Genomic DNA, 26,122 nt, shown 5'->3' with positions numbered 1-26,122 from the left:
ACGTGGTATTTATGGCAATCAGTGAAACAACCCAGCCGGCCTCCGGCGCTCCGCCATCGTCATCGAAGGCGCGCACTTCTTTTGGCATTCTCGGTGCCATCAGCCTCTCGCATCTGCTTAACGATATGATTCAGTCGCTGATTCTGGCGATCTATCCGCTGCTGCAGAGCGAATTCTCACTCACTTTCGTGCAGATAGGCATGATTACCCTCACCTTCCAGCTGGCCTCATCGCTGTTGCAGCCGGTGGTGGGTTACTGGACAGATAAGTATCCGATGCCCTGGTCGCTACCGATTGGCATGTGCTTTACCCTGAGCGGGCTGGTTCTGCTGGCGATGGCGGGCAGCTTTGAAGCCGTGCTGGTCGCGGCGGCGCTAGTGGGTACGGGCTCTTCCGTATTTCATCCTGAGTCATCGCGCGTGGCGCGGATGGCCTCCGGTGGCCGTCACGGTCTGGCGCAATCCTTGTTCCAGGTGGGCGGTAACTTTGGGAGCTCACTGGGGCCACTGCTGGCAGCAGTAATTATCGCCCCTTACGGTAAAGGGAATGTCGCGTGGTTTGTGTTGGCAGCGCTTCTGGCCATCGTGGTCCTGGCGCAAATCAGCCGCTGGTATGCTGCTCAACATCGTGTCAACAAGGGCAAACCTAAGGCACCTGTAGTTAATCCGCTGCCCCGGGATAAGGTGATCCTGGCCATCAGCATTCTGTTAATGCTGATTTTCTCGAAATACTTCTATATGGCCAGCATTAGCAGCTATTACACCTTTTATTTGATGGAAAAATTCGGCTTATCGGTGCAGAACGCCCAGTTCCACCTGTTTGCATTCTTGTTTGCGGTTGCTGCCGGGACCTTTATTGGCGGGCCACTGGGCGACAAGATTGGGCGTAAATATGTGATTTGGGGCTCTATCCTTGGCGTTGCCCCTTTCACCCTTGTTTTACCCTATGCCAGCCTCTGGTGGACGGGCGTTTTAACGGTGATAATTGGGTTTATCCTCGCTTCGGCATTTTCCGCCATTCTTGTGTACGCTCAGGAGCTGCTTCCGGGCCGTATCGGTATGGTTTCAGGGCTCTTTTTCGGCTTTGCCTTCGGGATGGGAGGCCTTGGGGCAGCGGTTCTGGGGCTGATCGCCGACCATACCACTATCTTTTTGGTCTACAAAATATGCGCTTTCCTGCCTCTTCTGGGGATGTTGACCATATTCCTGCCTGATAACCGGCAAAAAGACTGATTTACCCGCGGCCAAACTCAAACTTTGGCCGCCTCCTCCCCTTATGGCACAAGCCTCTCCTCTCTCTCCTCGGGTTAATTTGTCCGAATCTGCTTTTTTTCACGCTTATTGCTCTTTTATTCAAATTTCAACAATTATTCATAAACATAATCATTAATTTTGTCATAAACTATTACCAGGTTTTTTGGTTAACCACCAAAAATGGATCAACACAGCTACGAAAGGAGACGGAATGCACCACGCCACACCGCTTATCACCACCATTGTTGGTGGTCTTGTGCTCGCTTTTATTCTTGGCATGATTGCCAACAAACTTCGTATATCTCCTCTGGTCGGTTATTTATTAGCGGGTGTGCTGGCAGGGCCATTTACTCCGGGTTTCGTTGCTGATACTAAACTTGCGCCTGAACTGGCAGAACTGGGCGTGATCCTGCTGATGTTTGGTGTGGGTCTTCATTTTTCTCTGAAGGACTTAATGGCGGTAAAGTCGATCGCCATACCCGGCGCAATCGCCCAGATAGGGGTGGCGACGCTTTTGGGAATGGCGCTTTCAGCACTGCTGGGCTGGTCGCTGATGACCGGTATCGTCTTTGGGCTCTGCCTCTCTACCGCCAGTACCGTAGTGCTGCTGCGTGCGCTTGAAGAGAGACAGTTAATAGACAGCCAGCGCGGGCAGATCGCTATCGGCTGGCTCATTGTGGAAGACTTAGTAATGGTGTTGACGCTGGTCTTGTTGCCAGCCGTCGCAGGGATGATCGAGAAAGATAACGTCGGCCTGGCCACGCTGGCGCTGGATATGAGTATCACCATCGGTAAGGTAGTGGCCTTCATCGCTATCATGATGCTGGTGGGCCGCCGTCTGGTCCCCTGGATTATGGCCCGCAGCGCTGCTACCGGTTCACGCGAACTGTTTACCCTCTCCGTACTGGCCCTGGCGCTGGGCATTGCCTTCGGTGCCGTTGAACTCTTCGACGTCTCCTTCGCGCTGGGAGCGTTCTTCGCCGGTATGGTGCTGAATGAATCCGAGCTGAGCCATCGTGCCGCCCACGACACGCTGCCGCTGCGTGACGCCTTTGCGGTGCTGTTCTTTGTCTCGGTGGGGATGTTGTTCGATCCGCTCATTCTGATCGATCAGCCGCTGGCAGTGCTGGGTACGCTGGCCATCATTATCTTCGGCAAGTCGCTTATCGCCTTCTTCCTGGTGCGTATGTTCGGCCACTCGCCGCGCACCGCCCTGACCATCGCCGCCAGTCTGGCGCAGATTGGTGAGTTTGCCTTCATTCTTGCGGGTCTGGGGATGGCGCTGAATCTGCTGCCGCAGGCCGGACAGAACCTGGTGCTGGCGGGGGCGATCCTCTCCATTATGCTGAATCCGGTGCTGTTTGCCCTGCTGGAGAAGTATCTCGACAAGACCGAGACCCTGGATGAGCAGACGCTGGAAGAGGCCATTGAAGATGAGAAACAGATCCCGGTCGATATCTGCAATCACGCGCTGCTGGTGGGCTTCGGCCGCGTCGGCAGCCTGCTGGGTGAGAAATTAATGGCACAGGGCGTACCGCTGGTGGTAATTGAGACCTCACGCACCCGCGTGGATGAGCTGCGAGAGCGCGGAATACGTGCCGTGCTGGGCAATGCGGCCAACGAAGAGATCATGAATCTGGCCCATCTGGATTGCGCCCGCTGGCTGTTGCTGACTATTCCGAATGGCTATGAAGCGGGAGAAATTGTGGCGACCGCCCGCGAAAAGTGCCCGAATATCGAGATTATCGCCCGCGCCCATTATGACGATGAGGTGGATTACATTACTGAACGTGGTGCCAATCAGGTGGTGATGGGCGAACGCGAGATTGCCAATACGATGCTGACGCTGCTGACGAAACCGCCAGCAAATGAGACGGTAACGGCGGGCTGATGCCCTCACCCCCGGCCCTCTCCCTCAGGGAGAGGGAGCCAATATAAAAAGGCAACTGACGTTGCCTTTTTGCTTTTAGCGATCCCAGTACGCCTCTTCGAGGCTATCTTCCCGCTCCGGCAGGCCACGCGTTAAGCGCGGGGAGTGCTGGTTGAGCACCTGATAACTTACGCGGTTCGCGTACTTACACACCTGCGCCAGCGACGAATAGGTCAGCCAGCTGAACTTGTGCTTGCTGGAGTTCGGCACGTTGGTTTTATGGTAGGCATTGGCGGTAATGTCGTGGAGCAGCGCCGCCAGCGCACCGTCGCCCGCGCCGTTGGTGTTCATGATTTTCTCCGGTCCGCCCATATACGGCGCGATGTGGGAGAAAATACGCAGTGGATTAACGCAGTCTTTGTGGCGCATCGCGCGGCTGAATTCGTACTGGTTAAACTCAGCAATCGCCCCCGGCAGCAGCGGATGCTGGGTTTTACGCTTGCTCTCTTCTTCCGTGAAGCCCGCCATATACAGCCCAACCGGCCCGGCGGTACAGAGCACCAGATCCACCCAGTCCAGCGCCTTATCAGATGCCAGCAGCGGATCGCTTTCGCCGGTCAGCGCTTCGGCCTCTTCTTCGTTCATCGCCAGAATCGAGACGTGCTCTTTCAGAAACGCCTGCCACCACTCTGGGTTATCGGCGATAACAAATTTGGTGCCCAGTGTCAGGACGACCGGCACGTTGTATTTTTTGGCGTACTCGATCGCCTTCATGGTCGCTTCCGGCATCGGTTCGCCGGGCTTGCAGCGCACAAGATAGGAGGTAAGCACCAGCGCGGACGCGCCCGCAATCACCGCCTCCGGGATGCTCTCCGCGCGCAGTTTGTTCATGTGCCCCGGGCTGATGGCGAATGTACGCTCGCCGGAGTCGCTAATCAGCGTGAAGCAGCGGCCAATCGGCCCATCTACACCCTGCAGATAGTTCAGGTCGGTACGGCTGGAGGTGTTGCACAGGTAGCGGTAGGCGTAGCCACCGATTTCGATGTTGCTGCACATCACGCCCAACAGCACCGAGCGGTCGTCGGCCAGCACGGAGTAGTTGTGCATGGTGTTGCCGATGGTGCCCCCGGCAAACTGGTGGGTGATTAAGTTTTCGCGCACCAGCTCCTGGTACAGCGCTTCGGCAACATCATCTTCAATGACCAGCGAGTGGCCGGCGCTCAGACCGTAACGCGCGACAAACGCATCATCCACTTTGGCTTCGATATCCACCAGCGTCTGATCGATACCGACCACCCAGGCTGCGCTGGTCTCGGTTTCTGGCTGAATTTGCTGCAAAAGCGGATCGCGGGCGTTGACGGGAAAGTAGTGTTTGGATTTACGTTTACCGGGAAATTTCATGGTCTGAACTGTGCAAGGATTATGGGCCGGGAATGGTAGCACAAACCCGGCCTTCAGCGCGATCAGCGGCTGTTCGTCACCAGCGAGGCCATCATCTCAATGTGCTCCGGCGAGTCGTTAAGTGCCGGAATGTACTCGTACTTTGTGCCCCCGGCTTCAAGGAAGAATTCGCGGTTTTGTACCGCAATTTCCTCAAGCGTTTCCAGACAGTCCGCCGCAAAGCCCGGCGACATCACCTGAATATGCTTCACGCCTTTCTCACCGAGCATTTTGAGGGTTTCGTCAGTGTACGGTGTCAGCCACGGCTCGCGGCCAAAGCGCGACTGGAAGGTCATCATCACCTTCTCGGGCGGCAGACCAAGCGCAGAGACCAGCTCGCGCGTGGTATCGCGGCAACGCTGCGGGTAGTCGTCCCCTTCGTTGGCAAAACGCTGGGGAATCCCGTGGTAGGAGAGCAGCAGCAGGTCCGGCTCGCCATGCTTTTCAAACGACGCGCGCGCGCTGCTGGCGAGCGCCTGGATGTAAAGTTCATTATCGGCGTAGTCGCGAATAAAGGTCACGGCCGGAATGCGGCGGCGGGTCGCCAGAATGCGCGCCAGCTCATCCCAGACGGCGGCCACCGTAGAACAGGAGTATTGCGGATAGAGTGCCAGTACCACAATGTGCTCAACCCCCTGTGCCAGCAGCGCTTCGACGGCGCTTTTAAGGGAGGGTTTGCCGTAGCTCATCCCCAGCTCAACGGGCATATCCGGTAACCGGGCGGCCAGGGCCTTCTCCTGACGACGGCTATAGACCATCAGCGGCGAGCCCTCTTCCATCCAGACGGATTGATAGAGCTTTGCGACGCGCGGGGAACGAATCGGCAGAATGACACCGCGCAGCAGCGGCCACCAGAGTAATCTCGGGGTATCCACGACGCGCGTATCGCTTAAAAACTGACGCAGGTAGCGTTTTACCGCCGCAGGGGTGGGGGCTTCTGGGGTACCCAGATTGGCAAGCAGGATGCCTGTTTTCGCCTGACTCATTCACGCCTCTTAACCATTTGAATAGGGGTCAATTGTAGCGGAAATGTGGGTAAACGAAACCCATTGCTGTAATAGGTGGGATGAGAATTTTTCTCACCCGGAGATCCGGGTGAGAAACGTGCACTTAGCCGAGGATCTTTTCCAGCTCTGCACGGACATCAGCAACGGCCTGGGTGCCGTCAACTTTCGCGTATTTGGTGTTACCCGCTTCCGCTTCTTTAGAGTAGTAGCCGATCAGCGGCGCGGTCATCTGATGATATTCCACCAGGCGTTTACGCACGGTCTCTTCCTGATCGTCTTTACGGGTGGTCAGCTCTTCGCCGGTCACATCGTCTTTACCTTCAACCTTCGGCGGGTTGAATTTGATGTGGTAAACGCGACCAGAGGCAGCGTGCACGCGACGACCAACGATACGGTCAACGATCAGCTCGTCTGGAACGTCGAACTCCAGAACGTAGTCCACGTTGATGCCCGCTTCTTTCATGGCATCAGCCTGCGGAATGGTGCGTGGGAAGCCGTCCAGCAGGAAACCGTTACGGCAGTCTTCCTGCGCAATGCGCTCTTTCACCAGGGCGATAACCAGCTCGTCGGTGACCAGCTTGCCTGCGTCCATGATGTCTTTCGCCTGTTTGCCCAGCTCGGAGCCAGATTTAACAGCGGCACGCAGCATGTCACCAGTAGAGATTTGCGGAATACCGTATTTCTCCATGATGAACTGAGCCTGAGTTCCTTTACCCGCGCCCGGAGCGCCAAGCAGAATAATACGCATTGCGAAAATCCCCTCAAAAGTTGGTTCAATTTTTCAAAAGCGCTAAACAATACCATCAGAACGGATGTGGCTCAAGGAAGGCGGGACGGCTGAAACGGTTAACGGGGGAGATTATTTGGCGGAGTGCAGGAGGTTTCCCCTCACCCTAACCCTCTCCCCAAAGGGGAGAGGGAAATTGAACACCCTCTCCCCTTTGGGGAGAGGGCTGGGTAAGGGGTAAGGGTTAATTACGCCAGCAGAAGCGCATTCACACGTTTAATGAACAGGTTAGGATCTTCCAGCGTGCCGCGTTCGGCCAGCAGGGACTGATCCAGCAGCAGTTCAACCCACTCGGCGAAGCGTGCTTCGTCCTGGGTATCCGCTGCGCGTTTCACCAGCGTGTGATCCGGGTTCAGCTCGAAGATATATTTCACTTCCGGCATCGCCTGGCCTGCCGCCGCGAACAGTTTCGCCATCTGAGTACCCATTTCATCGGCATCGGTGGTCACAATCGCCGGGGTATCGGTCAGACGGTGGGTGAAGCGCACCTCTTTCACGCGATCGCCCAGGAAGGTTTTCACACGCTCAACGAACGGCTCCAGCGCTTTCTCGGCTTCTTTCGCGCTTTCATCCACTTCGTCTGCCAGCTTATCGATAGACTCGTCAGCTTTTGCAACGGACTGGAAGGATTTACCGTCGAACTCGGTCAGGTAGTTCATCATCCATTCGTCGATGCGGTCAGACAGCAGCAGCACTTCGATGCCTTTCTTACGCAGCAATTCCAGGTGTGGGCTGCTCTTCGCCGCGGCGTAGCTGTCGGCGGTGATGTAGTAGATCTTCTCCTGCCCTTCCTTCATGCGGGAGACGTACTCTTCCAGCGACACGGTCTGCGCGGAGGAGTCGTTATGCGTGGAGGCAAAGCGCAGCAGTTTAGCGATCGCTTCAACGTTAGCGGTATCTTCCGCCGGGCCTTCTTTCAGCACCAGGCCGAACTGTTTCCAGAAGGTCTGGTATTTTTCTGCGTCGTCTTTCGCCAGTTTTTCCAGCATCTGCAGCGTACGTTTGGTCAGCGCGTTACGCAGGTTGCGGGTCACGGTGCTGTCCTGCAGGATCTCACGGGAGACGTTCAGCGGCAGGTCGTTGGAGTCAATCAGACCACGGGTGAAGCGCAGGTAGTTCGGCATGAACTGCTCGGCGTCGTCCATAATGAACACGCGCTGCACGTATAGCTTCAGGCCGTGCTTGTGATCGCGGTTCCACATATCCCACGGTGCCTGCGCCGGGATGTACAGCAGGCTGGTGTACTCCTGCTTCCCTTCCACGCGGTTGTGGCTCCAGGTCAGCGGATCGGTAAAGTCGTGGGCGATGTGCTTGTAAAACTCGTTGTACTCGTCGTCTTTGATCTCAGACTTATTACGCGTCCACAGCGCCTGCGCCTTGTTGATTTTTTCCCAGGAGACGACGGTTTCACCGTCTTGCTCTTCCTGTTTTTCGATCTCAACCGGCAGCGCGATGTGGTCGGAATATTTACCGATGATTGAGCGCACGCGCCAGTCGTTCAGGAAGTCATCTTCGCCTTCACGCAGGTGCAGGGTGATTTCGGTCCCGCGATCCGCTTTGGTGATATCGGCAACGGTGTATTCGCCTTCGCCTTGAGATTCCCAGAACACGCCATTTTCAGCGCTTTCGCCTGCCGCACGGGTACGCACGGTGACTTTGTCCGCCACGATGAACGCCGAGTAGAAGCCCACGCCGAACTGGCCGATCAACTGGCTGTCTTTCGCCTGATCGGAGCCCATGGACTCGAGGAACGCTTTGGTACCGGATTTGGCGATGGTACCGAGATGGTCGATCACTTCATCGCGAGTCATACCGATGCCGTTATCGGCGATGGTCAGGGTGCGGTTTTCTTTATTAAACGAGACGCGTACGCGCAGATCGCCGTCACCTTCATACAGATCCGGGCTTGAGAGCGCACGGAAACGCAGCTTGTCCGCCGCATCCGAGGCGTTGGAAATCAGCTCGCGCAGGAAGATCTCTTTATTGGAATACAGGGAATGGATCATCAGGTGCAGAAGCTGTTTTACTTCTGACTGGAAACCGCGGGTTTCTTGTCCTTTCATCTAAGTCGACCTCAACAATGCCATTTAATGGGGTGGTAAAAACGTTGAGTGAGAGATGGGGATAAGGGGGGGAGTTTTCAAGCGGAGGCGGTGAACGCCGCCTCCGTTTGGTCAGAAAATAATCTTGTGTCGTCCGGCCAGGGAGTGTGACAGCGTGGTGCCGTCCACCATTTCCAGCTCGCCGCCCACCGGCACGCCGTGGGCGATGCGGCTGGCGTCAACGCCATATTGCCCACACAGCTCGGCAATATAGTTGGCGGTGGCTTCCCCCTCCACCGTTGGGTTGGTGGCGAGGATCACCTCTTTAATGGTCTCGGACTCAAGTCGCTGCTCAAGCCGATCAAGGCCAATATCGCCCGGACCAATACCGTCAAGCGGCGACAGATGCCCCATCAGCACGAAATAGCGACCAGAGAACTGCCCGGTTTGCTCAATGGCGTAGATGTCCGCAGGACTCTCCACCACGCAAATCTGGCCGTTTTCCTGGCGACGCGGGTTCGTACAGATATTGCACACCTCCTGCTCGGTAAAGGTACGGCAGTCTGCACAGTGACCAATTTCTGACATGGCGCGGGTCAGTGCCTGCGCCAGACGCATCCCGCCGCTACGATCGCGCTGCAAGAGCGTAAACGCCATGCGCTGCGCTGACTTCGGGCCTACACCCGGCAGGCAGCGCAAGGCTTCCATTAACTGCGTGAGCAGCGGACTGGTTTGCATCAGAACGGCATCTTAAAGCCTGGCGGCAACTGCATTCCGGAGGAGACAGAGGCCATTTTCTCTTTCTGGGTTTCGTCGATACGACGAGCGGCATCGTTGAAAGCTGCCGCAACCAGATCTTCCAGCATATCTTTGTCATCTTCGAGCAGGCTTGGGTCGATTTCAACGCGACGGCAGTTATGCGCACCGTTGATGGTCACTTTCACCAGACCGGCACCCGATTCGCCCGTGACTTCCATCTGCGCGATCTCTTCCTGCATCTTCTGCATTTTTTCCTGCATCTGCTGGGCTTGCTTCATCAGACCACCCAGACCGCCTTTACCACCAAACATAGGCTTCTCTCTTCTTTCACGTTAAACAGGACAACCGTAAGCCAAACTCACGATCAAATGGGGCGAATACTCTCTTCATCCAGCTCAGCATCAAAGAAGCGCTGCAGAGTCTGAATGTTATTATCCGCGATAATTGACTCACGCGCCTGCGCGAGCTTCTCTTCATAAATCGCCTGACGCCACTCCAGCGGCGTGCGCACCGCCGGATTATCATCTTCAACGATGGTCAATTCAACCGGCGCACCCCGTAATGTGCTGAGCGCCTCAGTCAATACCTGCTGCGCGCTGGCAGAATTGAGGTGTCGCTGACCCGGGCGCAGATGCAGACAGATGCGATTCTCTTCCTGTTCACGCCAGGCGTTGAGGGCCACCTGCTCCACCAGCTTGGGCAGCTTCAGTTTGTTGACCTCTGCGGCCCATTCATCGCGTGCCAGCGACTCCTCGGCCAGCTTCGCCGAAAGCTCCGGTGTCTTTTCATGCTCCAGCGCTTTTTTCAGCGCCTTCGGGGTCGCGACCTGAACCTTCACCTCTTCGGTTATGGTCGTCGCTTTCCAGCGGTAAGCCTCTGGCTTCGCCGGCGCTTTTTGCTCAGCATTGGCCGCAGATGGCTGCTTTTGCACGCGCTCGGTAACCGATGCCAGGCGTTCCAGCGTGGCGTTATTCACCGGCCGCGCTCTGCCTGGCGCTGCCGGTTCACTCTTTTTTGGTTTAGATGCTCCCTGAGCACGTTGCAACTGGCTACGGGCAGCCAGCACCGAACTGGTGGCATCCGACAGCGGCACCTCCTGGCGTGGCGCAGGCGGAGCCGAGGGTTGCGGTGCGGTCTGCGTCGGCGTTAGTACCGCCGTGGGCGCGACCGGGGCGAACGACTGCTGGGGCACTTCGGGTTCAGGCAGCGGCATGCGCGGGTGGAATGCCAGCGCACGCAGTAACGTCATTTCAATGCCCATCCGACGATCCGGCGCGAACGGCAACTCTTTGCGGCCAATCAGCAGCGTCTGATAGTAGAGCTGCACATCCGCTGGCGGGACGGTACGGGCCAGTTCGCGCATGCGCTGCTCAATAGCAGCCATATCGCTGCCGAGCGCGGCGGGTGAAAGCTGAACCATCGCAATACGGTGCAGCAGCGCCAGCATCTCAACCAACAAGGCTTCCCATTCGACGCCGCGGGCCGCAGAGGCATTCACCAGCGACATCACGCGTTCGCCATCCGCCGCAACCACGGCTTCGATCAGCGACAGCGCTTGATCGTCGTCGAGAGCGCCCAGCATGGAGGTGACCGCCTCGGTGGAGAGTTTGCCATCACCGCTGGCAATGGCCTGATCGGTCAGGCTCAGCGCATCGCGAAGGCTACCGTCGGCGGCGCGAGCCAGCAGTTGCAGGGCACGTGGCTCATGTTCAACCTGTTCGGCAGTAAGAATGCGCTCCAGCTGATCGCGGATTTGCGTAACATCCAGCGCCTTCAGGTGGAACTGCAGGCAGCGGGAAAGGATCGTTACCGGCAGCTTTTGCGGATCGGTAGTCGCCAGCAGGAATTTCACGTGCGCAGGCGGCTCTTCCAGCGTCTTTAACAGCGCATTGAAGCTGTGGCGCGAAAGCATGTGCACTTCATCGATCAGATAGACCTTGAAGCGACCACGGGCCGGGGCGTACTGAACGTTATCCAGCAGATCGCGGGTATCTTCGACTTTGGTGCGCGAAGCGGCATCGATCTCAATCAGATCGACAAACCGCCCCTGCTCGATCTCGCGACAGTTGTCACATACACCGCACGGCGTGGCGGTGATGCCGGTTTCGCAGTTGAGACCTTTCGCCAGCAAGCGGGCGATGGACGTTTTCCCCACGCCGCGCGTGCCGGAGAAGAGCCAGGCGTGATGAATGCGTCCTAGCGATAAACCATTCGCAAGGGCGGTGAGCACATGTTCCTGGCCGACAACGTCAGCAAAGGTTTGGGGTCGCCATTTTCGGGCTAACACCTGATAACTCATGGGCAGGCTCTGCAACGCTGGAAGGTGGATAAACAGGGAGGTAATGCTAACACAACCTCACCCAATGGGCGAGGTTGTGGGAGAGGGATTAGTGACCCGGGAATGGCACCAGGCTGTAGCTGGTGATGCCCTGTTTTTCGAGGCGCTGCTCACCACCCAAATCGAACAGGTTGATGATGAACGCAGCATCGGTCACTTCGCCACCCAGGCGACGGATCAGCTTCACGGTCGCTTCAATGGTACCGCCGGTTGCCAGCAGATCGTCCACAACCAGGACTTTGTCACCCGGTTTAATGGCATCCACGTGGATTTCCAGCTGATCGGTGCCATATTCCAGCTCGTAGCTTTCGGCAATGGTTTCGCGCGGCAGTTTGCGCGGTTTACGTACCGGCACAAAACCGACGCCCAGCGCCAGCGCAACCGGAGCGCCAAACAGGAAACCGCGTGCTTCGGTGCCAACCACTTTCGTGATCCCGGCGTCTTTAAAACGCTCTACCAGCAGTTCAATGCTGAGGGCGTACGCTTTCGGGTCTTCCAGCATGCTGGTGACGTCGCGGAAAAGAATGCCAGGCTTTGGATAGTCCTGGATACTTTTGATACTGTTTTTGAGAAATTCAAGCTGCTGCGCAGTTGCGGTCATAAGTTTATGCCTGATAAAAAACGGTGTTACTCACGGCGCGCGTCGAAACGGCTAAAGGAGAGTTTGTTTATCCTTTAACCAGGCGTGCCTGTGCTCGAAAACGGTCGAATTTACTGGCTGCGCGCGAGAATTGCAACTGCCATCGCAGACCATTATTGCTTTTGTTGCTTTTCGTCAATCACCGGGATCCGCCACATAAATATTAGCAGGCAGCTCAATATCACCAGCAACAGGATCCGCACCCACATCATTTTCACCAACCACAATGAAATGGCGAACGTAATAAGTATCACGGCGATGGCCCGGGGTTTGGCGCCCGGGGGCATAGCATGGTATTGCTGCCAGTGGCGCAGATAGCTACCAAACCACGAGCGCCAGAGCAGCCAGTGGTGAAAACGCGGCGACGAGCGGGCGAAACACCAGGCCGCCAGCAGGATAAAGGGGGTCGTCGGCAATAAAGGTAATACGACACCCAGGGTGCCGAGCACTACCGCAAGCCAGCCAATGATGATTAGAATAGTACGCTGCATAATGCGAATCGTTATCAAACTGAATGGCTACTGTACCACTGGAGAGCGGATTGAAAACAGCCTTGCTTTTACAGACGCTGCAAAAGCAGCTGACGGCCCTGCACGAGCAGGCCAGGCCGCTGATGCAGCACGCCACACTCAAGCCGCGTTTTGACAGGCAACTGTTTCGTAGCCGCAGCACAGTGATGAAGGATTATCTGGCCGAGGCGCAGCACAATCTGGATGAACTCCGTCATGCGGTAGAAAAAGAGCAGACCGCCCAGGTGGCCTGGCTGGCTGAACACCTGGCAGAACAGATAGCCGCCCTGCACCGGGAAATTGCCGCCTGGCCGCTAAGGGCATGGGATAGCCCCGGCCACGGTCGTGAGAAATGGCAGCGTAAGCGGCTGGAACATCAGGAGTTTGAACGCCGACTGCATGACATGAAACGCGATCGCGAAGCGCGCCTGAACGCGGCGCAAACTCTGGAAGAGCAGCAGCGTTTGCTGCGCGAAATCACCGCACTGGATGGACGCCTGCTGCGCTGTCGCCAGGCGCTGGATGAAATTGAGCGCGTCATCGCGCAATTAACCCGATAACAGGAGAGATCTATGTCGCTCGACAGTGCACCGGATGAAGTCAAACTGGCTGTGGATTTAATTATGCTGCTGGAAAACCACGCCATCCCGGCCGAGACAGTATTGAAAGCGCTGGATATTGTCAGACGGGATTTTGAGGGGAAATTACCCTCCCCCGGAGCGGGAGAGGGTTAAGTTTTATGCTTGCGCGGGGGTAGGATCATCTCCCTTAACGTCGCGCTTAACTTCCGTATGCTCCTCACCCTTCTCATTTCGCAGGTGAACTTCAAGCTGGTTAAAGGCGATATTGATGTCGTTTTCACGGCACAGACGATCGATCGTGCGGTTCAGCTCATCCACGGTGTAGCTTCGGTCACGCAGCTCACGGACATATAAACGCAGCTCATGATCGAGCGTACTTGGCCCGAAGGTGGTGAAGAAGACCGACGGTTCGGGATCGTGCATCACTTTCGGATGATCCATCGCCGCTTTCAGCAGCACTTTTTTCACCTTATCGAGATCCGAACCATAAGCGACACCGAGGCGAATCACAACGCGCGTAATAGTGTCAGAGAGCGACCAGTTGATCAGACGCTCCGTCACGAAGGCCTTGTTCGGGATGATCACCTCTTTGCGATCGAAATCGGTAATGGTTGTTGCACGAATACGGATCTTACTGACGGTGCCTGAGAAGGTGCCGATGGTCACGGTATCGCCAATGCGCACCGGGCGTTCGAACAGAATAATCAGGCCGGAGACGAAGTTACCGAAGATCTCCTGCAGACCAAAACCCAGGCCTACCGACAAGGCCGCTGCCAGCCACTGGAGTTTATCCCAGGAGACCCCAAGCGAGCCGAAGACGGTCATCGCCCCCGCCACCAGAATCACATAATTGAGAATGGTGGTGATAGCGTACGACGCCCCCTGGCGCATATTCAGGCGCGAGAGCACCAGCACCTCGAGCAGGCCCGGAAGGTTGCGAATTAGCGCCCAGGCCACCATCGACGAGACCAGCGCAAAGAGCAGGCTACCCAGGGTGACATTTTTCACCACCGCCGCGCCCGCTTCGGTACCGTTGTAGTGCCACAGGGTTATGCTATCGAGGTAAGCAAATACGGTGATTAAGTCAGACCAGATTGCCCAGAACAGGACGGCAAACAGGGCGATCATCACCAGCATAGTAATACGCAATGTCTGCTGGTTAACCTGCTCCAGCGCGATGGTCGGCTCTTCCTGCGGCTCGGCCCCTTCCGCCCCCTCTTTCACCATGTTCTGGCGGCGCGCCAGTGCGCGGCGATACGCAATACGACGCGCAGCAACGCTCAGGCCGCGGAGCACGGTCTGGTAGAGCAGATTCCAGAGGATGACCAGATAGACGGTTTCAATCCAGCGCCCGGAGAGGCGCAGCGTGGTATAGAAATAGCCCGTCGCGGTCAGCACCATTAACGCCAGCGGGATGATCGACAGTATGGTCACCGTGACCAGGCGAATCGTGTGCGACTCTTTATCGCGCCAACTGTCGCGGCACATCGGCCACATGAGTACGGCGATCAACAGCAGGTTGAACAGAATCACAAACTGGCCTAAGACATCATCCATCAGGTGTAATGGCGAAAGCTCCGCCACTACTGACCAGAAGTGCAGCGGCAGCAGCGCCAGGCTGATGCGAACAATCTGACGACGCCAGTGGCTGGTCAGTTTCTCCGGCATATTGAAGTGGCACACCGCCACGCCGTCTTTTTCCAGTACCTTCCAGCACAGGCCAAAGACCAGCCAGAACAGCGCCAGTTTCTTGCTAAAGGCCCACAGCAGATCGCTAATATTCAACTGCATAGTGAGCAGAATCAGCCCTACCGCCAGAATCACCAGGCAGATGGGCAAGGCACGTAGCAAATCAATCAGAATCGCTTTCGGCGTGTGCATCTGGCTATCGTTACGCAACTGCCCGACTTCATGCGCCAGCTTCGACTGGTAATTTTTCAGCCAGTTCAGACGCCAGCGAATCAGGCCCGCAATCAGCAACAGCGGCAGTCCGGCCAGAAAAGCAATCGCGGCGGCAGGCCATGCTTTTTCCCAGTTCACGGTGATTTTCATCGCCTTGATCTGGTCTTTCAGGGTGGCGGGGAAGGATTTGATCCACTCCCAGTCCATGGGTTTATTGCTATTCACCCAGAAGATTTGCTGGGTCAGGATCTCCTGTAGGCTCTTCGATACGCTCACCAGCTGTTGCTGATTGATCTGCAGGTTGATCGCCATCATCAGTTGATTCCCCAGCTGTTTGTTCAGCTGGTCAAGCAACTCGCGGCGCATATCCACCACCTGCAGCAGCGCATCGTGCACTTCATCGTTCACTTCGCTGGTATGCCCCTCTTCCACTTTGGCGACAAAACTGTCGCTCTGGAAGAGCGCATCGCGCTGCTGATTCACCTCAAACTGTTCAAGACGCAGGTCGGCGATGCGGTTGGTCATATCCTCCAGTTCATCGGCTGAAGGCAATGTTTGCTGTTGCTGGTAGAGAATACGGGAGAGCAGCAGACTGCCCTTCAGAACCGCAATCTGCTCTTTAATATTGCGTTCCGACTGCAGGGCGCGATCCAGCCAGTTTTTAACTTTGATGTTCTGCTGAACCAGGGCGTTGCCGTTTTCGGTAGCGTTGATCAAACGCTGGCTGAGCTGGTGGTTCACCTCCAGCTCCTGCTTGACCAACGGGTTTTCCTGTATACGGGCGGTCTCGTCCGGCGTGACGGCTTCTTGTGCTGTCTTCTCGGTCAGCGTCAGGCGTTTACTGTTAACCGCCTCCTGCAGCAGTTGCAGTTGGTGTTCCAGACGGTTGATGTTGGCATTGACGTAATCACGTTGTTTTTGCAACGTATCCTGCAGGATGGTATTCCCTTCCAGGCTCTTACGTTGCTGGTCGATTTGCGCGTTCAATAGCGTTTGCTGTGCCAGCAGCAAAGTCTGCTGGGTCGGTCGTAACGCGGTTTCTCCCACCGCCGTGCCGTTCAGACGATTGCGGATCTCCTGCAGCTGTTGGGAGGCGGTATACATGGCGTTTTGCACGCGCTCTGGCTGTGTCTGCAGTGAAACCAGTTGGCTATTGTACGTCGAGAGATCGCTCTGGGCGGTTTGCAGATCATCCAGCAGTTGGGCCACGCGTGATTCAAGCTGGCGCAGAGAGAGCGTCGCCAGAGTTTTGCGTGTTTCAGCGTCGTTATCTACATCACTCAGGGCGTTTAACCCTTCGGTCGCCTTACGCATGTTTTCAGGTGCCTGAAGCACTTTCTGACGCAACTGGGTGGTTTCGGCTTTAATACGCTCGATTTTATCGAGCGTTTCCAGCGTCTCGGTCAGGTCTTGCTGAACAAGTTTATCTTGCGGCGATAGGTCTTTCTGCTTACTTAACGCATCCAGTTGGCTTTGCAGATCTGCCCGGGTTGGCGTGTCGGTGCCATTAGCGGCTCGGGCAAACGCCGTGTGTGAAGTTATAAAGAAGAACAGTATGAACAAAACCAAAGCAAAAAACGGATTTTGCCTGCGAGTGAAGTGCGACATAGTGGTTGGTATGCTGTGCAATGGATGGCCAAATTGGTTAGGCGTGAAGAATATCACGGCAACCGGAAGCGGAATAGCGCCAACGCTTTCGACCAGGAAAATTCCTGGCTACTCAGGCGGATAAGATGTCGGGGCTGGATCGCAGCGTGGGGCAGAGCTGGTACATCTCCAGCAGAATCTCTACATAGTCCCTCGCTTCGCGTTTTAAATCGAACGACTGGGGAGCAAAGAGCCAGTTCTCCATTATGCCGGAGATATAACTGCGCATCAGAATTGCGGCACGGCGGGTAAGTAAATTGGCGGGGAGCATTTTCGCATTAATACAGTGCACAAGTGACTGTTCTATACGATCGTAGCTCTCAAGGCAAAGGCGTCGCTGCGCTTGTTGTACAACGGCCATTTCGCCGACAAATTCACATTTATGAAAGATAATTTCCATCATTAATCGGCGACGCTCTTCATTAACTGTCGCCTCAAGAACATAGACCAGAATTTCTCTGAGAACGGACAGTGGATCGTCAGGGAATTTTGCCCGATACTCAGTCTCTAGATCGCCAATACTGGATTCTGAAAGCTCCCAAATTTCACCGAATAAATCTGACTTATTTTTGAAATGCCAGTAAATCGCGCCCCGTGTCACGCCCGCCGCTTGCGCAATCTGCGCCAGCGAGGTGGAAGAGACACCCTGTTGCGAGAACAAGCGCATAGCAACATCAAGAATGTGTTGTCGCGTCTCAAGTGCTTGTTGTTTGGTTTTTCGTGCCATACCTTGGTGAATTAACAGGAGTCAGATTTACATACATTTATGAATGTATGTACCATAGCACGACGATAATATAAACGCAGCAATGGGTTTGTGGACGTTTGATCCATTGATCAATTTGAAATCGGACACTCGAGGTTTACATATGAACAAAAACAGAGGGTTAACGCCTCTGGCGGTCGTTCTGATGCTTTCAGGCAGCTTAGCGCTTACAGGATGTGACGACAAACAGGCTCAACAAGGAGCGCAACAGATGCCAGAAGTTGGCGTTGTGACGCTCAAAACTGAACCTCTTCAGATAACCACTGAATTGCCCGGTCGTACCAGCGCTTACCGTATTGCGGAAGTTCGTCCTCAGGTGAATGGCATTATCCTGAAACGTAATTTCACCGAAGGTGGCGATGTTAAAGCGGGTGACTCTCTGTATCAGATTGATCCAGCAACCTATCAGGCCTCTTACGAAAGCGCGAAAGGCGATCTGGCCAAAGCACAGGCCGCGGCGAAGATCGCACAGCTGACGGTTAACCGTTATCAGAAACTGTTGGGTACCCAGTACATTAGCCAACAAGAATATGATAGCGCTCTGGCAGATGCCCAGCAGGCGAGTGCGGCGGTTGTCGCGGCAAAAGCCGCCGTTGAGACTGCACGTATTAACCTGGCCTATACTAAGGTCACCTCACCTATCAGCGGCCGTATCGGTAAATCGTCCGTCACCGAAGGGGCGTTGGTGCAGAACGGTCAAACCACCGCGCTGGCCACCGTGCAACAGCTCGACCCGATTTATGTGGACGTCACCCAATCCAGCAACGATTTCCTGCGCCTGAAGCAAGAGCTGGAAAACGGCACGCTGAAACAAGAGAACGGCAAAGCGAAAGTGGAACTGGTGACCAGCGATGGCATTAAATTCCCTGAAGCGGGAACGCTGGAATTCTCGGACGTCACCGTTGACCAGACCACTGGCTCTATTACCCTGCGTGCCATCTTCCCGAATCCGAACCATACGCTGCTGCCAGGTATGTTCGTGCGTGCGAACCTGGAAGAAGGGACAAACCCAACAGCGCTGCTGGTACCTCAGCAGGGTGTCACTCGTACACCGCGCGGTGATGCGAGCGTACTGGTTGTTGGCGCAGAAGATAAAGTCGAAACCCGCAACATCACTGCCACTCAGGCAATTGGTGATAAATGGCTGGTAACGAAAGGTCTGAAAGATGGCGATCGCGTCATTGTGACCGGCTTGCAGAAAGTACGTCCAGGCGCACAAGTTAAAGCGCAGGAAGTTGCCTCTGACGATAAACAACAAGCTTCGGCCGCTGGCCAGTCAGATCAGTCCAAGTCTTAACTTAAACAGGAGCCGTTAAGACATGCCTAATTTCTTTATCGATCGCCCCATATTCGCATGGGTGATCGCCATAATTATCATGCTAGCTGGGGGACTTGCGATCCTGAAGCTGCCTGTCGCGCAATATCCAACGATTGCGCCGCCGGCGGTGACGGTCTCCGCAACCTACCCAGGGGCTGATGCGAAAACGGTGCAGGACACCGTAACGCAGGTTATCGAACAGAACATGAACGGTATCGATAACCTGATGTACATGTCCTCCAACTCTGACTCCACCGGTACGGTTCAGATCACCCTGACCTTCGAATCCGGTACCGATGCGGATATCGCGCAGGTACAGGTGCAGAACAAACTGCAGCTGGCGATGCCACTGCTGCCGCAGGAAGTACAACAGCAGGGCGTGAGCGTCGAGAAATCGTCCAGTAGCTTCCTGATGGTTGTCGGCGTAATCAACACCAACGGCACCATGACCCAGGAGGATATCTCCGACTACGTGGGCGCCAACATGAAGGACGCCATCAGCCGTACTTCGGGTGTGGGTGACGTACAGCTGTTCGGTTCCCAGTACGCGATGCGCATCTGGATGGATCCGAATAAACTGAACAACTTCCAGTTGACGCCGGTTGACGTGATCAACGCGATTAAAGCGCAGAACGCCCAGGTTGCAGCCGGTCAGTTAGGCGGTACACCGCCGGTGAAAGGCCAGCAACTGAACGCCTCGATCATCGCGCAAACCCGTCTGACCTCTGCCGATGAGTTCAGCAAAATTCTGCTGAAAGTGAACCAGGATGGTTCTCAGGTTCGCCTGCGCGATGTGGCGAAGGTTGAGCTGGGCGGCGAGAACTACGACGTCATTGCTAAGTTTAACGGCCAGCCGGCTTCCGGTCTGGGTATTAAACTGGCGACCGGTGCGAACGCCCTTGATACTGCGACTGCCATCCGTGAAGAACTGAAGAAAATGGAACCGTTCTTCCCGTCTGGCCTGAAAATTGTTTATCCATACGACACCACCCCGTTCGTTAAGATCTCGATTCACGAAGTTGTGAAAACCCTGGTCGAGGCGATCATCCTGGTGTTCCTGGTGATGTATCTGTTCCTGCAGAACTTCCGTGCGACGCTGATTCCAACCATCGCCGTTCCGGTCGTACTGCTGGGTACCTTTGCGATACTGTCAGCCTTCGGCTTCTCGATAAACACGTTAACGATGTTCGGGATGGTACTTGCCATCGGCCTGTTGGTGGATGACGCCATCGTGGTGGTTGAGAACGTTGAGCGCGTTATGTCCGAAGAGGGCCTTCCGCCGAAAGAAGCCACGCGTAAATCAATGGGCCAGATCCAGGGCGCACTGGTCGGTATCGCGATGGTACTGTCCGCTGTATTTATCCCGATGGCCTTCTTTGGCGGTTCGACCGGTGCCATTTACCGTCAGTTCTCTATCACTATCGTGTCAGCGATGGCGCTGTCGGTGCTGGTGGCATTAATCCTGACGCCAGCGCTTTGTGCCACCATGCTGAAACCGATTCAGAAAGGTGGACACGGCGAGCATAAAGGCTTCTTCGGTTGGTTTAACCGCATGTTCGATAAGAGCACGCACCACTACACCGATAGCGTAGGTAACATTCTGCGCAGCACCGGTCGTTATCTGCTGCTCTATATCATTATTGTGGTCGGTATGGCCTACCTGTTCGTTCGTCTGCCAAGTTCGTTCCTGCCAGAAGAAGACCAGGGCGTGTTCCTGACCATGGCGCAGTTGCCTGCGGGTGCTACGCAAGAACGTACCCAGAAAGTGCTGGATGAAGTTACGGATTACTACCTCACCAAAGAGAAAGCCAACGTTGAATCCGTGTTTGCGGTAAACGGCTTCGGCTTTGCGGGTCGTGGTCAGAACACCGGTATCGCCTTCGTCTCTCTGAAAGACTGGGCTGACCGTCCGGGCGATGAGAACAAAGTCGAAGCCATTACTGGCCGTGCGATGGGCACCTTCTCGCAGATTAAAGATGCGATGGTCTTCGCCTTCAACCTGCCAGCGATTGTGGATCTGGGTACGGCAACCGGCTTCGACTTCCAGCTGATTGACCAGGGTAACCTGGGCCATGACAAACTGACTCAGGCGCGTAACCAGCTATTTGGCGAAGTCGCGAAACACCCTGACCTTCTGGTAGGCGTGCGTCCTAACGGCCTGGAAGATACTCCGCAGTACAAGATCGATATTGACCAGGAAAAAGCACAAGCCCTGGGCGTGTCTATCAGCGACATCAATACAACTCTGGGCGCAGCCTGGGGCGGTAGCTACGTTAACGACTTCATCGACCGTGGTCGTGTGAAGAAAGTGTACGTGATGTCCGAAGCGGAATACCGTATGTTGCCGAACGACATCAACAACTGGTACGTGCGTGGTAGCAATGGCCAGATGGTACCGTTCTCTGCCTTCTCCACTTCCCACTGGGAATATGGTTCGCCACGTCTGGAGCGTTATAACGGTCTGCCGTCGATGGAAATCCTCGGTCAGGCAGCGCCAGGCAGAAGTACCGGTGAAGCCATGGACATGATGGAAGAGCTGGCAAGTAAACTGCCTGCGGGTATCGGTTACGACTGGACGGGGATGTCCTATCAGGAACGCCTCTCCGGTAACCAGGCCCCTGCCCTGTATGCCATCTCGCTGATTGTGGTCTTCCTCTGTCTGGCTGCACTGTACGAGAGCTGGTCCATTCCGTTCTCGGTCATGCTCGTTGTCCCACTGGGGGTTATCGGTGCGCTACTTGCCGCAACCTTCCGCAGTTTGAACAACGACGTATACTTCCAGGTGGGCCTGCTGACAACCATTGGCTTGTCGGCGAAGAACGCGATACTTATCGTCGAATTCGCCAAAGATCTGATGGATAAAGAGGGCAAAGGGCTGATTGAAGCGACTCTGGAAGCGGTACGTATGCGTCTGCGTCCAATCCTGATGACCTCCCTGGCATTTATCCTCGGGGTTATGCCGCTGGTTATCAGCTCTGGCGCAGGCTCCGGTGCGCAGAACGCCGTAGGGACGGGCGTAATGGGTGGGATGGTTACTGCAACCATTCTGGCTATCTTCTTCGTTCCGGTGTTCTTCGTGGTGGTACGTCGCCGCTTCAGCCGTAAGAACGACGATATTGAGCATAACCACCCGGTTTAAGTGACCGATACCGGTTTCACTCGATAAAAAGGCCGCATTTGCGGCCTTTTTTATCTCTAATGAAAATCATAAAATACGCTTATTGCGAATTATTTATTTAATGCCATTCTCTGAGGGCATATCATATTTAAACGAAATCTTTTACATAAATTCTCAAATTTATGGAAAGGCCCCACTATAATAAGATTATTCCTGGCGACTGCCCTTAATGTTCTTAAGTTATGTCTGTTTCCATACTGGGTTCGCCACTAACATCATGATTGCTATAGATGTAAGATAATTTTCCCTTTAACTCATCCGATTAGATGGCTACATCCTGCGTTCGCGCTGCGTAATTGTAATTTTTCGTAATAGCGCGGTGAAATCCGAATCAGAGTGTCTTATAGTTAAAGAGAAGAGGAAAAAGCGCCGTTTGAAAGGTTTTTAGTAAGTTGTATCCATCCCGAAATCGATGTTCGGTGAGTAAAAAATCACTCAGAAGGGGATGCGCTATGGACGAATACTCTCCAAAAAGGCATGATATTGCGCAGTTGAAATTTCTCTGTGAATCCTTGTACCATGATTGCCTCGCCAACCTTGATGACAGCAACCATGGCTGGGTTAATGACCCAACCTCTGCCATCAATTTGCAGTTAAACGAGCTCATTGAACATATAGCGACCTTCGCTCTTAATTATAAAATTAAGTACAACGAAGATAATAAGTTGATCGAGCAAATTGACGAGTACCTGGACGATACATTTATGCTGTTCAGTAGCTATGGCATTAACTCACAAGATTTGCAGAAATGGCGTAAATCTGGCAATCGCCTCTTTCGCTGTTTTGTGAATGCAAGCAGAGCAAATCCTTTAGGCTCGTATGTTAAAACTATTACAAACAATTAGGTGGATTTATGTCTGAAAAACCATTAACTAAAACAGATTATTTGATGCGTCTGCGACGTTGTCAGTCAATTGATACGCTGGAGCGCGTTATTGAAAAAAATAAATATGAGCTTTCGGATAATGAGCTGGCGGTATTTTATTCAGCAGCCGATCATCGCCTTGCAGAACTGACGATGAATAAGCTGTACGATAAAATCCCTACATCTGTGTGGAAATTTGTACGTTAATCATTTGCCTGATTTAATGAGACAGCGAAACCCCGTTTGTCGTTAACTTCTCGATTTTATGTCACTATGGCGGTTCGCCGCTTCCGGCACGTGCGGGCGAAACTCATCGCCCCGGGATACCCTGCTTCGCCTTAAGCCGCCCTTTAATGTTGACCACCGTCCACGCCACTGCAACTGTTATGTTTTTTCGCGGTGAAACTGTTACTTTTTTCGAACAATAGGGTCACTTAAAATGTATAGGTTCCCCTGTGTGTACCGACTTTTAAAGGCAGAAGATGACCGAAATACAGCGCCTGCTCACCGAAACCATCGACGATCTCAACGCGCGTGAAAAGCGCGACAACAAGCCGCGTTTTAGCATCAGCTTTATTCGTAAACACCCTGGGTTATTCGTTGCCATGTACGCCGCCTGGCTGGCGACACTGGTGGTGATGTTACAGTCGGAGACCCTGGTGGGATCCGTGTGGTTGTTGGTGATTCTGTTTATCGTCTTTAACGCATTCTTTTTCTTCGATGTGAATCCCCGCTACCGCTATGAAGATATCGATGTGCTTGATTTCCGCGTGTGCTACAACGGGGAGTGGTACAACACCCGCTATGTGCCGGGCCAGCTGATCGACGATATCCTGCACTCACCGCAGGTCGAAGAGGAACAAAAAGCTAAGCTGCAAAAAATGATCGCCACCAAAGGCGAGCTCTCTTTCTACGACGTGTTTACCCTCTCCCGCACGCCTGCCTGATGTTGCGCCTGACTTGCCGCCGACATCCCGTCGGCAGCAAGCAGCCCTTATCCGATAAACAGACGCTACGCTTAACGTCTCTTTTTACGCCCCTGCACCGCCTTAAAGCGCGGGTTTGATTTGCAGATAACATAAAGTCGCCCTTTACGCTTTACGATCTGACAATCAGGGTGGCGCTGTTTTGCACTGCGTAATGAGTTCAGAACCTGCATGTTTAACCTCTTTTAACATCGATAAAACGGCCAAAGCGCTGACGGAAACGCGCTGTGCTGCCCTCGCTGGAGAACGATTTCTGTTTGCCGGTATAAAATGGATGTGATTGCGACGACACGTCGATGGTCACATAGGGCCATGTCTGCCCGTCGAGCTCGATTTCACGATCGGTTTTGATGGTTGAGCCGACTTTGAAGAACGCATTGGCGCTGGTGTCGTGAAACACGACAGTACGGTAGTGGGGGTGAATATTCTGTTTCATCTTCATCTCTTCATGCTTTGTTATAACATAACAATTAGCTTATCTGAGGCTGATGATAAAAACAACCGCCTTAACCCTCGCGCTCTTTTCGCAGCGTGATTGAGTTGAATGAAATCAACGTCAGCCGCGTGCTATAACACTATTATTAAGCCACTCTCTCTATTCCGTCATTCGCTTGCGCGCCACAGGTACTGGCGTGGCAAAAAGGAAACTGGAGCATGACAACCCGACACCTGGTCAAGCTGGTGACCTGCGTACTGATTCTTGCCGTGCTTGCACCGCTGGGCCTGAGCGTATGGCTCGCTCACCGCCATGCCGAAGAGAAGTTTTATACAGACCTGGATAATTACGCGTCCCGCATACTGCTTCGTACGAATCGGGTACTGGCACAGGGAAAATCCGCTCTGATGCACATGCAGCAGTTTAAGGGACCGATCTGTGGCCCAGAGCATGCGCTGGAAATGCGTCGGGTCTCTTTCTCTCATCGCTATCTGCAGGAAGTGATTTACGTCGATAACCTGAAACCGCTCTGCTCATCGCTGGAACGTACCAGCCACGGGCAGCCTTTTCCCCGGGCAATGCGGATAACCCCGGACGGCTATCGCGCCTGGCTTACCGCACAAAACGATATCGGCGTTGACCGTTATATGGCGGCGCTTGGCACGCACAATTATATCGTGATGATGGATCCGGCATCGCTCATCGATGTTCTCCCCTTCGGCTCCTGGCCCATTGAGGTTGCGCTGGTTGGATTACGCCGCAATATCGTCTTCGCGAGCAGTAGCCATCTCGAGATACCTCTTCTGAATCGGCTTCAGCAAGCCGAAGATAATCATCTGCAGTACGACGGTACCCTCTATAACATTCACAACGTACCCGACCTCGGTATCGCAATCGTGACATGGTCCTCCCTGCGCCCGTTACAAGAAAACTGGCTCAATCAGCTCTATTTTTGGCTCCCTTTTGGTATCTTGCTTAGCGTGTTAACGACCGGGTTCGTGTTGAGAATTTTAAAACGTCTACAATCTCCCCGGCATCGCCTGCTGGATGCCATTAACGCCCGCGAGATCGTTGTGCACTATCAGCCCATCGTTGAACTCAGTAGCGGTCGCATCATCGGTGCAGAAGCACTTGCCCGCTGGCCGCAGCAAGATAAAAGCTATCTTTCGCCGGACATTTTTGTCCCGCTGGCGGAACAGACCGGTCTTATCACAAATCTGACGGCGTTGATCATTGAGCAGGTCTTTGAGGATCTGGGTGAGTGGCTACACCAGCATCCGCACCTGCATGTCTCTATCAATCTGGCTCCCGCCGATCTGCTTTGCCGATCGCTGCCTGCACTATTAAGCCGCTTACTGAACCAGTGGCAGATCCCGCCTGCGCAAATAGCGCTGGAGCTCACCGAGCGGGGATTTGCCGACCCTGCCGTCAGCGCCCCCGCCATTGCGGGTTTTCGGCGTGCCGGCCACGCGATCTATATTGATGATTTCGGAACAGGTTACTCCAGCCTCAGCTATTTGCAGGATCTGGACGTAGACACGCTCAAGATCGATAAATCTTTCGTTGATGCGCTGGAGTATAAAAACGTGACGCCCCATATCATCGAAATGGCGAAGTCATTGAAACTGGCCATGGTGGCAGAAGGGGTAGAAACCGAAGGCCAACTGGAGTGGTTGCGTCGCCACGGTGTGCAATATGGCCAGGGTTGGCTGTACAGCAAGGCTCTACCGAAGGAGGCCTTTATCACCTGGGCCGAGCACAACCTGGATCCCGAGTAATTCGAACCTGACAGAAAGCC

Annotated in this window: 23 protein-coding genes and 1 other annotated feature; of the genes, 10 read left to right on the top strand and 13 right to left on the bottom strand. The window is 54.5% G+C overall.

Annotated elements, in window-relative coordinates; genetic code table 11:
- Positions 1-11 precede the first annotated feature (11 nt).
- Together B2Q93_RS10365 and ybaL are read left to right on the top strand one after the other, a co-directional pair.
- Positions 12-1,232 carry an MFS transporter gene (locus B2Q93_RS10365; protein WP_286932834.1) on the top strand — a complete coding sequence of 407 codons (1,221 nt, stop codon included), beginning with the start codon at positions 12-14 and terminating at the stop codon, positions 1,230-1,232.
- A 232-nt stretch (positions 1,233-1,464) separates the two neighbouring features.
- Positions 1,465-3,144 carry a YbaL family putative K(+) efflux transporter gene (gene ybaL, locus B2Q93_RS10360; RefSeq protein ID WP_046884425.1) on the top strand — a complete coding sequence of 560 codons (1,680 nt, stop codon included), beginning with the start codon at positions 1,465-1,467 and terminating at the stop codon, positions 3,142-3,144.
- Between the two features lie 75 nt (positions 3,145-3,219).
- On the opposite strand, the gene B2Q93_RS10355 is transcribed toward ybaL, so the two are convergent.
- The 9 genes from B2Q93_RS10355 to B2Q93_RS10315 form a co-directional block, all read right to left on the bottom strand.
- On the bottom strand, positions 3,220-4,524 hold the full coding sequence (locus B2Q93_RS10355) for an inosine/guanosine kinase (protein ID WP_040076859.1): 1,305 nt from the start codon (positions 4,522-4,524) through the stop codon (positions 3,220-3,222).
- 62 nt (positions 4,525-4,586) lie between these two features.
- On the bottom strand, positions 4,587-5,549 hold the full coding sequence (hemH, locus tag B2Q93_RS10350; protein WP_207293128.1) for a ferrochelatase: 963 nt from the start codon (positions 5,547-5,549) through the stop codon (positions 4,587-4,589).
- A gap of 124 nt (positions 5,550-5,673) precedes the next feature.
- Positions 5,674-6,318 carry an adenylate kinase gene (gene adk, locus B2Q93_RS10345; RefSeq protein WP_040076861.1) on the bottom strand — a complete coding sequence of 215 codons (645 nt, stop codon included), beginning with the start codon at positions 6,316-6,318 and terminating at the stop codon, positions 5,674-5,676.
- Positions 6,319-6,545: 227 nt separating this feature from the next.
- A complete protein-coding gene (gene htpG, locus B2Q93_RS10340; RefSeq protein WP_286932830.1) occupies positions 6,546-8,420 on the bottom strand; it encodes a molecular chaperone HtpG in 1,875 nt (624 codons plus the stop codon).
- A 111-nt stretch (positions 8,421-8,531) separates the two neighbouring features.
- Entirely contained in the window at positions 8,532-9,137 is a 606-nt protein-coding gene (gene recR, locus B2Q93_RS10335; RefSeq protein ID WP_040076863.1) for a recombination mediator RecR, read from the bottom strand.
- Positions 9,137-9,469: a YbaB/EbfC family nucleoid-associated protein gene (locus tag B2Q93_RS10330; RefSeq protein WP_032616874.1), complete on the bottom strand. Its 333-nt coding sequence runs from the start codon at positions 9,467-9,469 to the stop codon at positions 9,137-9,139. Before B2Q93_RS10330 ends, recR begins: the two co-directional genes overlap by 1 nt.
- 53 nt (positions 9,470-9,522) lie before the next feature.
- Positions 9,523-11,457, bottom strand: coding sequence for a DNA polymerase III subunit gamma/tau (gene dnaX, locus B2Q93_RS10325; RefSeq protein WP_040076865.1), 1,935 nt, complete (start codon positions 11,455-11,457; stop codon positions 9,523-9,525).
- Positions 10,129-10,193: a sequence feature (DnaX frameshifting element), on the bottom strand. Its footprint overlaps the gene before it by 65 nt.
- Before the next feature lie 88 nt (positions 11,458-11,545).
- Positions 11,546-12,097, bottom strand: a complete 552-nt coding sequence (apt, locus tag B2Q93_RS10320; RefSeq protein ID WP_040076867.1) for an adenine phosphoribosyltransferase — start codon at positions 12,095-12,097, stop codon at positions 11,546-11,548.
- A gap of 152 nt (positions 12,098-12,249) precedes the next feature.
- Positions 12,250-12,627, bottom strand: a complete 378-nt coding sequence (locus tag B2Q93_RS10315; protein ID WP_286932827.1) for a DUF454 family protein — start codon at positions 12,625-12,627, stop codon at positions 12,250-12,252.
- A 50-nt stretch (positions 12,628-12,677) separates the two neighbouring features.
- Here B2Q93_RS10315 and priC point away from each other — a divergent pair, with 50 nt between their 5' ends.
- Both priC and rsmS read left to right on the top strand, forming a co-directional pair.
- Complete coding sequence (gene priC / locus B2Q93_RS10310) at positions 12,678-13,205, top strand: primosomal replication protein N'' (protein WP_212477005.1); 528 nt, start codon at positions 12,678-12,680, stop codon at positions 13,203-13,205.
- A gap of 12 nt (positions 13,206-13,217) precedes the next feature.
- Entirely contained in the window at positions 13,218-13,379 is a 162-nt protein-coding gene (rsmS, locus tag B2Q93_RS10305; RefSeq protein ID WP_046884430.1) for a pleiotropic regulatory protein RsmS, read from the top strand.
- A gap of 3 nt (positions 13,380-13,382) precedes the next feature.
- Here the strand turns inward: rsmS and mscK are convergent, their stop codons facing one another.
- Together mscK and acrR are read right to left on the bottom strand one after the other, a co-directional pair.
- Complete coding sequence (gene mscK, locus B2Q93_RS10300) at positions 13,383-16,736, bottom strand: mechanosensitive channel MscK (protein ID WP_286932825.1); 3,354 nt, start codon at positions 16,734-16,736, stop codon at positions 13,383-13,385.
- 112 nt (positions 16,737-16,848) lie between these two features.
- Positions 16,849-17,502 (bottom strand): multidrug efflux transporter transcriptional repressor AcrR, encoded by a 654-nt coding sequence (acrR, locus tag B2Q93_RS10295; protein ID WP_046884432.1) that lies wholly within the window; start codon positions 17,500-17,502, stop codon positions 16,849-16,851.
- A gap of 142 nt (positions 17,503-17,644) precedes the next feature.
- Here acrR and acrA point away from each other — a divergent pair, with 142 nt between their 5' ends.
- The 5 genes from acrA to B2Q93_RS10270 all read left to right on the top strand — a co-directional run bounded on the left by acrA (position 17,645) and on the right by B2Q93_RS10270 (position 23,849).
- Positions 17,645-18,838 carry a multidrug efflux RND transporter periplasmic adaptor subunit AcrA gene (gene acrA, locus B2Q93_RS10290; RefSeq protein WP_046884433.1) on the top strand — a complete coding sequence of 398 codons (1,194 nt, stop codon included), beginning with the start codon at positions 17,645-17,647 and terminating at the stop codon, positions 18,836-18,838.
- A 22-nt stretch (positions 18,839-18,860) separates the two neighbouring features.
- Positions 18,861-21,998: a multidrug efflux RND transporter permease subunit AcrB gene (acrB, locus tag B2Q93_RS10285; RefSeq protein ID WP_040076873.1), complete on the top strand. Its 3,138-nt coding sequence runs from the start codon at positions 18,861-18,863 to the stop codon at positions 21,996-21,998.
- A 491-nt stretch (positions 21,999-22,489) separates the two neighbouring features.
- Positions 22,490-22,882, top strand: a complete 393-nt coding sequence (gene tomB, locus B2Q93_RS10280) for an Hha toxicity modulator TomB (RefSeq protein ID WP_046884434.1) — start codon at positions 22,490-22,492, stop codon at positions 22,880-22,882.
- A gap of 8 nt (positions 22,883-22,890) precedes the next feature.
- Positions 22,891-23,109 (top strand): HHA domain-containing protein, encoded by a 219-nt coding sequence (locus B2Q93_RS10275; protein ID WP_040076875.1) that lies wholly within the window; start codon positions 22,891-22,893, stop codon positions 23,107-23,109.
- A gap of 275 nt (positions 23,110-23,384) precedes the next feature.
- Positions 23,385-23,849 carry a YlaC family protein gene (locus tag B2Q93_RS10270; protein WP_040076876.1) on the top strand — a complete coding sequence of 155 codons (465 nt, stop codon included), beginning with the start codon at positions 23,385-23,387 and terminating at the stop codon, positions 23,847-23,849.
- Positions 23,850-23,920: 71 nt separating this feature from the next.
- Here the strand turns inward: B2Q93_RS10270 and ykgO are convergent, their stop codons facing one another.
- Both ykgO and B2Q93_RS10260 read right to left on the bottom strand, forming a co-directional pair.
- Positions 23,921-24,061, bottom strand: coding sequence for a type B 50S ribosomal protein L36 (gene ykgO, locus B2Q93_RS10265; protein ID WP_003859006.1), 141 nt, complete (start codon positions 24,059-24,061; stop codon positions 23,921-23,923).
- Between the two features lie 2 nt (positions 24,062-24,063).
- Positions 24,064-24,324, bottom strand: a complete 261-nt coding sequence (locus tag B2Q93_RS10260; RefSeq protein WP_286932820.1) for a type B 50S ribosomal protein L31 — start codon at positions 24,322-24,324, stop codon at positions 24,064-24,066.
- A 218-nt stretch (positions 24,325-24,542) separates the two neighbouring features.
- Between B2Q93_RS10260 and B2Q93_RS10255 the strand changes: the two genes are divergently transcribed.
- On the top strand, positions 24,543-26,102 hold the full coding sequence (locus tag B2Q93_RS10255) for an EAL domain-containing protein (RefSeq protein WP_263616391.1): 1,560 nt from the start codon (positions 24,543-24,545) through the stop codon (positions 26,100-26,102).
- The last annotated feature ends 20 nt before the right edge of the window (positions 26,103-26,122 follow it).

Origin of the sequence: Leclercia sp. UBA5958 (assembly GCF_002430365.1) — a bacterium.
GTDB lineage: Bacteria > Pseudomonadota > Gammaproteobacteria > Enterobacterales > Enterobacteriaceae > Enterobacter > Enterobacter pneumoniae.
The sequence above is the reverse complement of the archived record's forward strand: the minus strand, read 5'-3'. Positions and strand labels throughout refer to the sequence as shown.

What these genes read in the sequence shown, in the direction of transcription:
- B2Q93_RS10365 (WP_286932834.1), top strand. Translation starts at nt 12, where the DNA reads ATGGCAATCAGTGAAACAACCCAGCCGGCCTCCGGCGCTCCGCCATCG.
- ybaL (WP_046884425.1), top strand. Translation starts at nt 1,465, where the DNA reads ATGCACCACGCCACACCGCTTATCACCACCATTGTTGGTGGTCTTGTG.
- B2Q93_RS10355 (WP_040076859.1), bottom strand. Translation starts at nt 4,524, where the DNA reads ATGAAATTTCCCGGTAAACGTAAATCCAAACACTACTTTCCCGTCAAC.
- hemH (WP_207293128.1), bottom strand. Translation starts at nt 5,549, where the DNA reads ATGAGTCAGGCGAAAACAGGCATCCTGCTTGCCAATCTGGGTACCCCA.
- adk (WP_040076861.1), bottom strand. Translation starts at nt 6,318, where the DNA reads ATGCGTATTATTCTGCTTGGCGCTCCGGGCGCGGGTAAAGGAACTCAG.
- htpG (WP_286932830.1), bottom strand. Translation starts at nt 8,420, where the DNA reads ATGAAAGGACAAGAAACCCGCGGTTTCCAGTCAGAAGTAAAACAGCTT.
- recR (WP_040076863.1), bottom strand. Translation starts at nt 9,137, where the DNA reads ATGCAAACCAGTCCGCTGCTCACGCAGTTAATGGAAGCCTTGCGCTGC.
- B2Q93_RS10330 (WP_032616874.1), bottom strand. Translation starts at nt 9,469, where the DNA reads ATGTTTGGTGGTAAAGGCGGTCTGGGTGGTCTGATGAAGCAAGCCCAG.
- dnaX (WP_040076865.1), bottom strand. Translation starts at nt 11,457, where the DNA reads ATGAGTTATCAGGTGTTAGCCCGAAAATGGCGACCCCAAACCTTTGCT.
- apt (WP_040076867.1), bottom strand. Translation starts at nt 12,097, where the DNA reads ATGACCGCAACTGCGCAGCAGCTTGAATTTCTCAAAAACAGTATCAAA.
- B2Q93_RS10315 (WP_286932827.1), bottom strand. Translation starts at nt 12,627, where the DNA reads ATGCAGCGTACTATTCTAATCATCATTGGCTGGCTTGCGGTAGTGCTC.
- rsmS (WP_046884430.1), top strand. Translation starts at nt 13,218, where the DNA reads ATGTCGCTCGACAGTGCACCGGATGAAGTCAAACTGGCTGTGGATTTA.
- mscK (WP_286932825.1), bottom strand. Translation starts at nt 16,736, where the DNA reads ATGTCGCACTTCACTCGCAGGCAAAATCCGTTTTTTGCTTTGGTTTTG.
- acrR (WP_046884432.1), bottom strand. Translation starts at nt 17,502, where the DNA reads ATGGCACGAAAAACCAAACAACAAGCACTTGAGACGCGACAACACATT.
- acrA (WP_046884433.1), top strand. Translation starts at nt 17,645, where the DNA reads ATGAACAAAAACAGAGGGTTAACGCCTCTGGCGGTCGTTCTGATGCTT.
- acrB (WP_040076873.1), top strand. Translation starts at nt 18,861, where the DNA reads ATGCCTAATTTCTTTATCGATCGCCCCATATTCGCATGGGTGATCGCC.
- tomB (WP_046884434.1), top strand. Translation starts at nt 22,490, where the DNA reads ATGGACGAATACTCTCCAAAAAGGCATGATATTGCGCAGTTGAAATTT.
- B2Q93_RS10275 (WP_040076875.1), top strand. Translation starts at nt 22,891, where the DNA reads ATGTCTGAAAAACCATTAACTAAAACAGATTATTTGATGCGTCTGCGA.
- B2Q93_RS10270 (WP_040076876.1), top strand. Translation starts at nt 23,385, where the DNA reads ATGACCGAAATACAGCGCCTGCTCACCGAAACCATCGACGATCTCAAC.
- ykgO (WP_003859006.1), bottom strand. Translation starts at nt 24,061, where the DNA reads ATGCAGGTTCTGAACTCATTACGCAGTGCAAAACAGCGCCACCCTGAT.
- B2Q93_RS10260 (WP_286932820.1), bottom strand. Translation starts at nt 24,324, where the DNA reads ATGAAACAGAATATTCACCCCCACTACCGTACTGTCGTGTTTCACGAC.
- B2Q93_RS10255 (WP_263616391.1), top strand. Translation starts at nt 24,543, where the DNA reads ATGACAACCCGACACCTGGTCAAGCTGGTGACCTGCGTACTGATTCTT.